Annotated in this window: 11 protein-coding genes; 4 read left to right on the top strand and 7 right to left on the bottom strand. The window is 68.7% G+C overall.

What is annotated here, in order from left to right; translation table 11 throughout:
* The 5 genes from E1285_RS14045 to E1285_RS14030 form a co-directional block, all read right to left on the bottom strand.
* On the bottom strand, positions 1 to 1,086 hold a 1,086-nt coding region (locus tag E1285_RS14045; RefSeq protein WP_132151968.1), incomplete at its 3' end, for a hypothetical protein.
* 829 nt (positions 1,087 to 1,915) lie between these two features.
* Positions 1,916 to 2,617 carry a hypothetical protein gene (locus E1285_RS14040; protein ID WP_165966610.1) on the bottom strand — a complete coding sequence of 234 codons (702 nt, stop codon included), beginning with the start codon at positions 2,615 to 2,617 and terminating at the stop codon, positions 1,916 to 1,918.
* A gap of 531 nt (positions 2,618 to 3,148) precedes the next feature.
* Complete coding sequence (locus tag E1285_RS48160) at positions 3,149 to 3,271, bottom strand: hypothetical protein (RefSeq protein WP_279510062.1); 123 nt, start codon at positions 3,269 to 3,271, stop codon at positions 3,149 to 3,151.
* Between the two features lie 315 nt (positions 3,272 to 3,586).
* Positions 3,587 to 4,348, bottom strand: a complete 762-nt coding sequence (locus tag E1285_RS14035) for an alpha/beta fold hydrolase (RefSeq protein WP_132151964.1) — start codon at positions 4,346 to 4,348, stop codon at positions 3,587 to 3,589.
* Between the two features lie 197 nt (positions 4,349 to 4,545).
* Complete coding sequence (locus tag E1285_RS14030; RefSeq protein WP_132151962.1) at positions 4,546 to 5,118, bottom strand: hypothetical protein; 573 nt, start codon at positions 5,116 to 5,118, stop codon at positions 4,546 to 4,548.
* Between the two features lie 659 nt (positions 5,119 to 5,777).
* Here E1285_RS14030 and E1285_RS14025 point away from each other — a divergent pair.
* Positions 5,778 to 6,212, top strand: coding sequence for an ATP-binding protein (locus E1285_RS14025; protein WP_132151960.1), 435 nt, complete (start codon positions 5,778 to 5,780; stop codon positions 6,210 to 6,212).
* Complete coding sequence (locus tag E1285_RS14020) at positions 6,209 to 6,778, top strand: hypothetical protein (protein ID WP_132151958.1); 570 nt, start codon at positions 6,209 to 6,211, stop codon at positions 6,776 to 6,778. Before E1285_RS14025 ends, E1285_RS14020 begins: the two co-directional genes overlap by 4 nt.
* 141 nt (positions 6,779 to 6,919) lie before the next feature.
* Here the strand turns inward: E1285_RS14020 and E1285_RS14015 are convergent, their stop codons facing one another.
* Positions 6,920 to 7,891 (bottom strand): NAD(P)-dependent alcohol dehydrogenase, encoded by a 972-nt coding sequence (locus E1285_RS14015; protein ID WP_132151956.1) that lies wholly within the window; start codon positions 7,889 to 7,891, stop codon positions 6,920 to 6,922.
* 257 nt (positions 7,892 to 8,148) lie between these two features.
* Between E1285_RS14015 and E1285_RS14010 the strand changes: the two genes are divergently transcribed.
* Together E1285_RS14010 and sigJ are read left to right on the top strand one after the other, a co-directional pair.
* Positions 8,149 to 8,727: a carboxymuconolactone decarboxylase family protein gene (locus E1285_RS14010; protein WP_132151954.1), complete on the top strand. Its 579-nt coding sequence runs from the start codon at positions 8,149 to 8,151 to the stop codon at positions 8,725 to 8,727.
* The gene (gene sigJ, locus E1285_RS14005; RefSeq protein ID WP_132151952.1) at positions 8,724 to 9,575 is read left to right on the top strand and encodes an RNA polymerase sigma factor SigJ; all 852 of its coding nucleotides are present in this window, start codon (positions 8,724 to 8,726) and stop codon (positions 9,573 to 9,575) included. The genes E1285_RS14010 and sigJ overlap by 4 nt, the downstream gene beginning before the upstream one ends.
* A 231-nt stretch (positions 9,576 to 9,806) precedes the next feature.
* Here sigJ and E1285_RS14000 read toward each other — a convergent pair whose 3' ends face one another.
* Positions 9,807 to 10,397, bottom strand: coding sequence for a hypothetical protein (locus E1285_RS14000; RefSeq protein ID WP_132151950.1), 591 nt, complete (start codon positions 10,395 to 10,397; stop codon positions 9,807 to 9,809).
* Between the last annotated feature and the right edge of the window lie 111 nt (positions 10,398 to 10,508).

The following is a 10,508-nucleotide window of genomic DNA, read 5'->3' as shown; positions in this document are numbered from 1 at the left end:
GGCGGTGGGTTGTTCGGCTGGTTCGGTGCGGGGTTGGTCGCTGTCGTCGGCGGGGCCGTCCGGGGTTTGAGAGCCTTGTTCGACGGTTCGCGGCGGGTCGGTGGGGCGCTCCTGAGGGGCCAGTTCGCCGGTTGTGGTGGCTGGACGGGGTTCTTGTGGTCCGGTGGGCTGGTCGGTGGTTTGCCCCGCTGGTTCGGGACGAGGTTCGCGGCCGTCGTCGGTGGGCTTGTCCGCACCACGGGCGTCCTCCTGTTCCGGGGCGGGAGACGCTTCGGCGGCGTCCGCCTTGGGCCCGTCCACGGTTCTGCCTTCGTTAGTCCTCGGGCTACCCGCGTCCTGTTCCGGGGCGGCGGCCTCGGGTTTGCTGGTCGGCTCCGCGTTGGCACCGTCGTTCTCGGGTTGCGCTGTGGCGGGCTGCTCGGCTGGGAGGCTGCCGGTGTCGGTGCCCTCGCTCTGCTGTGATCGCCGTTCTTGCTCTTCGCGGGCGCGGGCGAGGCTTTCCAGGCGGGACGGCTGTCCTGGGGAGCCGGGGTTGTCGGGCGGCGGCGTCCACCGGCGTTCGGACGAGGCGGGTCTGTCGGCGGGCTCGGTGCGGGTGTCGGCCCGCTGCTCAGCGGTCTGGGCTTGGGGCCGGTCGCGGTCGCCGGGTGTGCCGGTGTCAGCCTCGCGGCCGACTTTGCTGTCCTGCTCTTGGGAGCGTGGTTCGTCGTTGCGCTTGTCCTGGCGTCCGGGCTGGTCGCTTCCGGGCCTGCCGTCGTCCTCGCGCTGGTCTTCGTCCTGGCGCTGCTGCTTGTCCTCGGCCTCGGGCTTGCCGGAGGTCTCCGCCTTCTCGTTCCCGCTGCCGGTCTGTCCTGAGACTGTCTTGTCGTCGCGTTCTTCGGCGGGTTTGGTGCCGGCGTCCTTGTCCTGGGTCTGCTGCGATCCGCCTTCTTGCTGTTCGCGGGCGCGACGGAGGCTTTCCAGGCGGGACGGCTGGCCGGGGGAGCCGGGGTTGTCGGGCGGTGGCGTGTAGGGGCGCTCTTGGGAAGCGGGCTTGTCCGTCGTCTCGGTGCGAGTGTCGGTCTTGGTGGTGTCTTCTACGCCCACGCCCGCGGCCCTTTCCCTGGGGGAGGTGAACCGGCCTCAGGGCATCAGGGGGTCGGACGGCCCACACGGGGTGTGGCTTGACGCGCGGGGCTTACGCCTGGGCCACACCGGCCCCATGTAATCGCGCACGTCCGAACTTTGCACGTGCCGATATCGGTCCTCCGAGGTCGTACCTGCCGTTCTGCGTTACCGGTTGTTGGTTTCAGCGTTACTTCGTCTCCCTTCTGCGTCGAATGCAGACTTTTCGATGGTTTGATCCTCGCCATTCAATGAATACGGTGACGTCTCATTTGTCAGACTTGATGACTGTATGGGCCGATCAGGCGATGCGTAGCCGTGTGACGGTAACCGTTGTTCTGACAGGCGAACTGGTGCCCGCCGGGTTGGGACCCGTGCCATCGGATTCACGGCGACGTAGCCGACCGGCGGCTCATTGCCCACGGCGACACCGTCCGTCACGCGTACGGCCTTGAACGTGGCTGCCATCACCCCGGTTCGGTTCTGTGAACATGGCACCCAGTTATGGCCACCGGGACCTACAGCACCGTCAGCTTCCAGGTTTCATCGCCAGCAGGAAAAATGCCGCACGGGCGCAAGCCGGTCAGCGATCGGTTGCGCATTTCTCCGCATGCGACAGGCGCACGCCGGGTGAGGCCGCTACGGGCGCCCACCACGTCGACTGGACGCCCGCCGACCGCGCGATCCACGGCGCGGCCATGGCGAGCATCCTGATGGCCCCGAACTCATTTTGGATCGCGGCGAGTCCCGGCGGTTCGCTGAGACTCTTGCGGGCAACCGGCCTGGACGAACGAGGGTTCGTTGTCTCCGATCAGCGTTCGACTGCGCAGTAGAACTCCACCTCTTCCAGTACGTCGGATTCGCCCGACAGCGAGGTGGGTCTGAACTCCTCCGCCGCGTCGGGACAGTCGCCGCCCGCGTAGCGCTTCTCCGTCGAGATCTTGACGATGCGGTAGGTCGAGCCGCGCTTGCTTCCCTTGCACGGGAGTTCGGCGCCCATGGACCGTCGGATCAGCCCGGAACCGAGTTCGCTCTCGGTGACCTTGACGCAGTCGCCGACCCGCAAGCCCGGACCTCCGCCGCGGCCCGGGTCGCTGGGGTGTGGTTCTTTCAGATTGCGTAGGCAGGCGTAGCCCTCATCGGCGCGCGCGGCCGCGCCTAGGAGCCCAAGGCTCGCGCGCATGTCAACCAGAAGGTCGGTGTCGTCCATGCAGTCGCTGCCGCGGAGATCGGTCACCGTGTCGTCCAGATAGCGCGACAGCACCTTGGCCACTGCCCGCCGGTCGTCGCAGGCGACTTCGGGATAGGCCGTCTCGGTGTCCTTCTTCTCCTCGCGTACACAGTCACCCCGGTCGAGGTAGAGGTCGCCGATGACCGGCGATTCGGTAGCCGGTTCAGTGGTGGGCTGGCTCGCCGACTGGGAGGCGCCGGCGCGCGGTTCGGGCTCCCCGCCTCCGCAGCCGACCGCCAGTGTCAGGCAGAACGCCACCAGCACAGCCCATCGACGATTCATGGCAGGCCCCCGGGTGAAAGATCGACAAGGCCATTCTGGACTTTTCGCGCGGCGGGCGGAAGTGCTCCGGTGCACGAACACCTCGACGGTGGCCTACGGGCAGAGAGAACCGCACGGCTCCGGTGTGCTCGCGTTATGGGTCATGGGTCTGATTGTGAGGCCGAGTGCGGTGAGGTAGCCGTCCCCCTTGGCGAATCGCGGCGAATCCAAGCCGTCCGTCGGCCAGGTGGAAGGGGATGGACTTGGCCCGACCGGAAATCCGATGCGGGCGCGAATCGCCCGTCCCATGGTCGGCACATCGCCTCGTGAGTGAAGCCGGATGGACGCCCGAGCCCCATGTGTTCAAGAGCTTGGGCGAGTGTCGGCCAGGAGGCGATGCCCGGGGCCTCACGACGGACGGTGGCCCGGGGCGTCCGGGGCCACTTGGTCGGCGTGAACATCAGGTACAGGCCGGCGAGCCACACACGGTCGGCCTTCGAAACCACGCGGACCGAGAGGGGCACCGTTCCGGTCCTGCGGGTCGGGAATTCGTCAGGCCGGGGCATTGCGTGAGAGGTAGGCGAGGCCCTGCTTCAGATAGACGCACGGGCCCGGGTCGAGTTCACCCGCCCAGTCGGGCTCGGGGTCACGGCGCAGCCATGCGTAGCAGGCCATCGCGTAACCGAACTCGCGTTCCGTGAGGTAGCCCAGCCCGAGCCCGACGACCGCCCGGCCGTCCCTGACGTAGTAGTGGCCGACGGCGCGACGCTCCTTGCCCGGCCGCTTTCTCGTCCTCGGCCGTCCGGTCGAAGAGTTCCACGGTGAGCGCGGACCGGTCGATTCCCATCAGCTCGCACACCACCCCACCGCGCTGTCGATCTGCTCCGGTGTCCCGGTGAAGCGGTCGGCCCCGCTTCCGGTTCCGGGTCAAGCAGGACGATCCCGCGATGGTGGTCGGCCAGCTCGCCTCGTCTGCCGGCGCAGGGTTCGTCAGCGTCGCAGGAAGGTCTTGACCATCGGCAGGACCAGGTCGGTCCGCGCGGTGACATCCATGTGCCTGGTCGCGGGCAGGATGGCCAGCTGCGAGTCCGGCAACCGGTTGTGCATCTCGACCGCGTGCTCGGGCCGGACGAAGTCGGTGTCGCCGATGATCATCAGGATCGGCATGGTCAGTCGGGCCAGTTGCTCGTCCGTCCATGGTTCGAAGTCGTGCACGGCCGGCTGGATCTTCTCCAGGAACGCGGAGAAGTGGTCCGGGTCGGGCGCCGCCTCGGTGTAGGCGCGGTACATGGCCGCGCCTTCTTCCTCGGTCGGCAGCCGGGGCGAGTCCTGCTCCGGCGCCGTGATCTCCGGGTAGTAAGCGTCCGGGCGGAAGTGCGACGCGGCCAGCACCACCCGGCCGACCCGTTCCGGGTGGGTGGTGGCGACCTCGGTCGAGACCAGCCCGCCCAGGCTGTAGCCGAAGAAGTCGGCCCGGTCGAGGTTCAGGTGGTCCAGCAACGCCACCACGTCGGCCGCGCACTGCCCGATGCTGAACTCCCCGTCGCGGTCGGCGGTATGACCGTGTCCCTGCAGCTCGACACCGATCACCTGACGGTCGCCGGTCAGCTCCGGCAGCAATGCGTCGAAGCTCAGATGGAACGTCTGCACGCCGCCGTGCAGCATGATCAGCGGAGGTCCGGGGTGGTCCGCTCCGTGCACCTCGTAGTAGAGCTCGATGCCGTTCACCGATGCGTACGCGTGCTGCGTCATCAGAGTGGTTCCTTCCGCTGGAGTGAGTGGTCACTGGTGCTGACCGTCGACGTGAACGAAAGTCATCGAGCTTGAAGGCGGAATCGCGGCCCGACCACGAAAGCCAGAGAGCCGATCCGGACCCAGACCGCTCGTCTCCGGCTCGGCGTGCGCTCGCCTGCCGGCGCCCTGCTGGCCGCCGGTTTCGGTGACCACCTCTAGCACGACTGGACGGGAGAAAGCTTGACGTGCCAGACAGGATAGTAGTTCACGGCGTAAAAGCGTGTCCCTGCGGCTTCGAAGCAGGCGATGTCGCTGTGGTCATTTCTCTCCGTTATGGCTGTCGCCCTGTCGTACTGGTGGTTCTGCAGGGCGCTTCTACCGTTGTAACTGAAGCCGCTGAGGTAATACGTTCCGTACTCGAAGAGTGTGAAGGTGGCCCAGTACTGGTGATCGTCGTCGAGTCGGTGGGGCGTGTGCAGGCAGACCGTGCCGGGGGATGAGCACTTCAGGAACGAGCGGTGGTCGACTCCGCGCGGCTTCTTTGTGCTGGAAAATGGAATTTGCCCCCCTCTGGGGGCGGTGACTTTCGGGTTGTAGACGATGATGTCTGCCGCGCCCGCATCCGCGGACACCTTGGAGGGGCCTGGGTTGGCCGGGGCCGCCCCGGGTGGTTCCGGTGCGGCCGTGAGCGTCTGCGCGGACGCCGGGGCGGCGACCATCGCACCAGTTGCCGCCACGGTCGCGGCGATGCCCAGGAGTCGCCGAGGTCGCCTCATGGCTGCCGACATCGTTGTGTCTCCCTTCACCCCGAACCCGGGGCCGGTTGCCAGTCCGCGCGTCGGTCCGAATTCAGGAGCCCGCACGGCTTGGGATTTCCGCTGCTTGTGGCCTTCATCGCTAATTAGTGCAGGCCGTGGCCGATCCCGTCTTATGTTTGCGTGCAGGGTTCTTTAGTCCGCGTGCACGCTGGCGGCACCGGCGGATCCAATACGTGCTGCTGGCGGTGCCGGCGGCGCCCCCTTGAGCGAGAGGGGCGTGGGCCGCCTGCCCACGTACCGCCTCGCGGTGGGGACACGAGCCGGTGCAGCCATCGCACCTGACCCCGCCGAGCCCCGGGAAGCACGGGAGGCCGTCCGGGCCGCGATGAGTTCGGTCGCCCGATCGGGTCTCGACTTGGCGACCTCGGGAGAACTCCACGCCCAGATCACCGGACTCGCGGGCCGCGTCGTCATGGCGAACGCCCGTCTCCGAGCCTGACGGATCAGGACCCACCACGTGAACGTCCAATCCGCGGACGTTCGAACCTCTGCCGCGGCGCTGGCCGACACCCGTCACTTGAGCGTGCCGATCAGCGGCCTGACGAGGCATTTCGCGGGTGCGTGCCGGTCGGTGGCGTGATGATGAGCACGCACGATGACGAACCGGCCACCATGCGCTGAGGAACCCGATGTCCTACCCGATGACCATCCCGTCCGTCCCGGCGAGTGCGCAGCGCTGGCGGCGCGCCTTCCCCGGCGAACTCGACCAGGCCCGCACCGCCCGCCGCTTCGCCACCGCCCTCCTGGCAGGCTGCCCGCTGCTGGACGAGATGCTCCTGGCCGTGGACGAACTCGTGGTCAACTCGCTGCGGCACACCAAGTCCGGCCAGCCCGGCGGCGCCTTCACCGTCGAGATCACCCGCTGGGACGGCGCGGTCGCCGTCGCCGTCAGCGACCAGGGCGCCCCGTCCGAACCCGTCGTCGCCGACGCCCCCGACGACGCCGAGTCCGGGCGCGGCCTGCTCACCGTCTCCCTCCTCGCGTCCGGCTGGGGCTGGTTCGGCAACGACCGCTCCCGCACCGTGACCGCCCTTTTCTCCGCCTTCCCGGGCGAAGCAGCGTGAACGCCCGCGACCTGCGCGAGTGGACCGCTGCCCAAGTGCGGTCCGCCATGACCGCCGCCATGCGCACCGACCCCCACGCCCTCGACTCCCTCGCCGAAGCCAACACCGGCGCCCTCGACCCCTACAGCCTGTCCTTCCTGCGGACCGGCCGGATGCTGACGCTGGCGACGTCCGCCGCGCTGACCACCGTCGTGACCGCCCACCGCTACGGACGCGACCCCCATGACCGGCTCGTCTGCCTGGCCTGCGGCGTCGACCGCTGCCGCACGATCCGCAGCATCTCCGATGTCCTGGCCGCCTACGCACTCCAGGCGCACCCGGTCGACCGACCCGAAGCCTGGCGCCGCGCCGACGCCTGGTACACCCGCACCACCGGCAACCCCGTCCGGATGTCCATCGAAGCCTTCGACGAGGGTTTCGTCGCCCGGCCCGCGACACCGCCGCCCGAGGCACCCGAGCACGTCCTCGTCGTCGACCGCGACAACGGTGCCCTGACCCTGTGGCCCGCCTACGACACCGCCACGCTGGCGTCCCAGTACCGCGACTACAGACGCGGCACACTCTGACCGTCACAGGGCGGGCGGGGGCTCGCTGGTCTGACCTTCGAGGCCGAGGACGAGAAGGGTGCGGTCGGTCGTCGACTGCGGAAATGTGGCCGGAACGCCGCCGCCCGGCCTCGGCTTGGCGCACTGGTCGGCCAGGGCCGGTCAGGTCGGAGGTACGACGTCGATGACGACGTTGCCGATCTTCTGGCCGGTCTCGACGTACCGGTATGCGTCGACGATCCGTTCCAGCGGATACCGCCGGTCGATGACCGGGCTGAACCGGCCGGCCGCGATCAGCTCCCGCAAGTACCGCACCATCTCCGCGTCCTGCCGGGGGACGGCCAACTGAACCTTCTTCCCGCGGAACAACGGCGTGACAAGCGCAAGGACGGGGTTCTGCCACCAGGGCCCCAAGTCCGAGAACACGTAGATTCCGCGGGGTTTCAACAGCCGCCTGCACTGCCCGAACGTGGTCTTGCCGACCGCGTCGATGACCACGTCGTATCGCTGCTCGTCCGCGGTGAAGTCCGCGACCGTGTAGTCGACGACCCGGTCGGCGCCCAGGCCGCGCACCATTCCAAGGTTCGCGGTGTCGCAAACCGCGGTCACCGTGGCGTCGAGATGCTTCAACAACTGCACCGCCGCCGAGCCGATGGCGCCGGTCGCGCCATAGACCAGGACGTCCTGGCCGGCTTCGATCCCCGTCTTCCTGATGGAGGCCAGCGCGTAGTGCGAACCTTCGGTACCGGGAGCGGCCTCCCCGAACGTCATGCCCGCCGGCATGGTCGCGATCGCGCCGTCCTGCGCGACCGACAGGTACTCGGCATGCGTCCCGAACGCACCCTCGTTGTACCCGAAGACCCTGTCACCCACGGCGAAGGAAGCGACGCCGCCCCCCACCGCCTCCACGACTCCCGCGAACTCGGTCCCCAGCACCTTGCGCCGTGGCCGGACGAGCCCGGTGACAGACCGCATGAAGAACGGCTTGGCCGCACGGTAGGCGCAGTCCGTCCGGTTCACCGTCGTCGCATGCACCCTGACGAGAACGTCATTGTCCCCGACCGAGGGCTTGTCCACCTCGGCGATCCGGACCACGTCCGGCGGGCCGTACTTTAAATGAACCGCGGCTTTCACAAATGCACTTTACCCCGGTTCGTGCGGCGCGGGTCGCGCCGCGTAGAAGTCGCCGACCGACTCCGGGCCGGCTCAGCTGAGTGCCGCCCGGCAGCGTTCGGCCGATCCCGCGAATTCCGGCCGGAAGATGTGCCCGACGCCCAGCCGGTACGGGTGCCGCATCGGAAACGGGTCCTTGCCGGCCCTGCTGTCACGTTCGAAGGGGCCGGCGGTGTCTTCATGACGACCTGCCAACGCGAACCCGTAAGGGGAACGTCATGACGCTGCGCCTCCCGAAGGCCGAGCTTCCCGACGAGCTCAAGGAGAACATGATCAAGCAGCTGGGCGGTGTACTCGAGAACGCCGAAGTGCTGTGGCACAGCCCCGCGCTCGCCCAGGACAATCTGGAGTTCGGCGCCAAGGCGGGCGCGTGGAGTGCGGCCGACACGAGCCTCAAGTCGTTCGCGCACATGGCCGTCGCGGCGCAGATCGGCTGCAGCTGGTGCCTCGACGTCGGCTACTTCCAGGCTCGGAACGACGATCTGGACCTCGCCAAGGCGAGCCAGGTGCCGCGCTGGCGGACCTCGGATGTGTTCACCCCGCTGGAGCGGGACGTGATGGAGTACGCCGAGGCCATGTCGAACACGCCGCCGACCGTCACCGACGAGCAGTACGGGAGTCTGCTGGAGCGGTTCGGCCCGGCGGCGATGGTCGAGCTCACCGTCCACATCGCCTACGTCAACATGGCGACCAGGGCCAACGTGGCGAACGGGGTCACCTCGCAGGGTTTCTCCGACGCCTGCGAGATTCCGCTGGCCGAGGTCCCGGACGGGCCCGGCGCGGTATCGACGGCATGACCGCGGACCTGTTCCTCACCCACCGCAGCCTGCTGTTCACCGTCGCCTACGAGATGCTCGGGTCGGCGGCCGACGCCGAGGACGTCCTGCAGGATTCCTGGCTGCGGTGGGCCGCCGTCGACCACGCGCAGGTGAGCGCCCCGAGGGCCTATCTGGTCCGGCTCGTCACCCGGCAGGCGCTCAACCGGCTGCGCACGCTGTCACGCCGCCGCGAGGACTACGTCGGCGAATGGCTGCCGGAACCGCTGCTGACCAGCCCCGACGTCGCCGAGGACATCGACCTCGCGGAAAGTGTCTCGATCGCGATGCTGACCGTCCTGGAAACGCTCGCTCCGACGGAACGTGCGGTGTTCGTGCTCCGCGAGGTCTTCGAGATGCCCTACGGCGAGATCGCCGAGGCCGTCGGCAAGCCCGCGGCCACGGTCCGGCAGATCGCGCGGCGGGCCCGCGAGCGTGTGGCGGCCCGGCGGCCCCGGGTGCGGGTGAGCCGGTCGGAGCAGCAAGCCGTGGTGGAGCGGTTCCTGGCGGCGGTGCGCACCGGGCAGGTAGGGGAGCTGATGGACGTCATGGCGCCGGACGTGGTCCTGATCGCCGACGGCGGCGGGCGCGCGTCCGCCGCCCGGGCTCCGATCCACGGGGCCGGGCTCGTCGCGGAACTGCTCGCGCGCCCGGACTGGACGGTGTCGGCCGTCTGGCTCAACGGGGCGCCGGCCGGGCGGGTCGAGATCGACGGCCAGGTGGCCGCGTTGAGCCTGGTGGTGGAGGACGGGTGCGTGACCCGGATCCACGCGATGGCCAACCCGCGGAAGCTGACGCGGTTGGACATGCCGGCCGTACTCGCCAGATAGGCCCTGCGTCCGCGCCGACGCAGTGGGCTCGCCGCAGCGATGGGGCGGATATGGCCGAGCCTTGCTGGTGAGCAGCGCATCCGCCGATGCCCGGGACGCGCGCAGTGCCCGGGACGCGTGTAGTGCCCGGGACGCATGCAGTGCCCGGGACGCATGCAGTGCCCGGGACGTGGGTCCAGTGCCCGGGACGTGTTGTAGTGCCCGGGACGCGGGTCCAGGACCGACTCCTGATCACTGATGAGGAACGGTTGGTCGGGTCCAGAGGGTGAGGTCGCTGCTGGTGGCGACCGCGAGGGTGAGTCCGGTGGGGGAGAATCCGGCGGAGCGGAAGGTGGAGTAGTTGGAGTGGAAGATGTGCCACCAGCCTTCTCCGTGCGGGTCCTTGTAGAGGTCGCCGCCTGCAGAGAGCAAGACGCGGTCGTTGGGCCATTCGGGAGTGACGATGTCCAGGGCCCAGCCGTCGGAGGTGGTGTGGTGGAGTCCTCCGCCGAAGAGACCGGCGATGTGCACCCGGGTTCCGGTGATCGGTCCGAGCCCGGGGCAGGTCAAGTCCGTAGAGGCGTCGGGCGTGCTGGTGTCCGGGTCGGGATCACGGTTTCGGGCGATCTTCTCGCCGGTGACCGCGTCGAAGAGCCCGTGGCCGCCCTGGGAGACCACCATGACTAGGTCACGTCCGTTTTCTGGATGTGCGGCGAAGCCGATTCCCAGCAGCCCGCCGATGGGTGTGCTCCGGTCCAGCGCCGGCTGCCAGGGCGGCGGGGGAGCGAGGACGGGAGCGGCCAGAAGCCGGTCGCGCAGCCGTTGCTGATAGTCCGAGAGCAACGATTCCTCCATCCCGGTCGTGACCATGATCAGGTACGGATCTGTCTATCAGAGCTGCAGACCCCCGCCGCCGATGATTGCGGTGGCGAGCCGTCACCATAGAACAGGGTG

Source organism: Actinomadura sp. 7K507 (assembly GCF_004348425.1).
Taxonomy (GTDB): Bacteria; Actinomycetota; Actinomycetes; order Streptosporangiales; family Streptosporangiaceae; genus Spirillospora.
Note: the sequence above shows the minus strand (reverse complement) of the source record. Positions and strands in the feature narration are given on the sequence as shown.

Excerpts from the sequence above, each read along its gene's own strand:
- E1285_RS14040 (WP_165966610.1), bottom strand. The coding sequence starts at position 2,617 with ATGAATCGTCGATGGGCTGTGCTGGTGGCGTTCTGCCTGACACTGGCG.
- E1285_RS48160 (WP_279510062.1), bottom strand. The coding sequence starts at position 3,271 with ATGGCCTGCTACGCATGGCTGCGCCGTGACCCCGAGCCCGACTGGGCG.
- E1285_RS14035 (WP_132151964.1), bottom strand. The coding sequence starts at position 4,348 with ATGACGCAGCACGCGTACGCATCGGTGAACGGCATCGAGCTCTACTAC.
- E1285_RS14030 (WP_132151962.1), bottom strand. The coding sequence starts at position 5,118 with ATGTCGGCAGCCATGAGGCGACCTCGGCGACTCCTGGGCATCGCCGCG.
- E1285_RS14025 (WP_132151960.1), top strand. The coding sequence starts at position 5,778 with ATGTCCTACCCGATGACCATCCCGTCCGTCCCGGCGAGTGCGCAGCGC.
- E1285_RS14010 (WP_132151954.1), top strand. The coding sequence starts at position 8,149 with ATGACGCTGCGCCTCCCGAAGGCCGAGCTTCCCGACGAGCTCAAGGAG.
- sigJ (WP_132151952.1), top strand. The coding sequence starts at position 8,724 with ATGACCGCGGACCTGTTCCTCACCCACCGCAGCCTGCTGTTCACCGTC.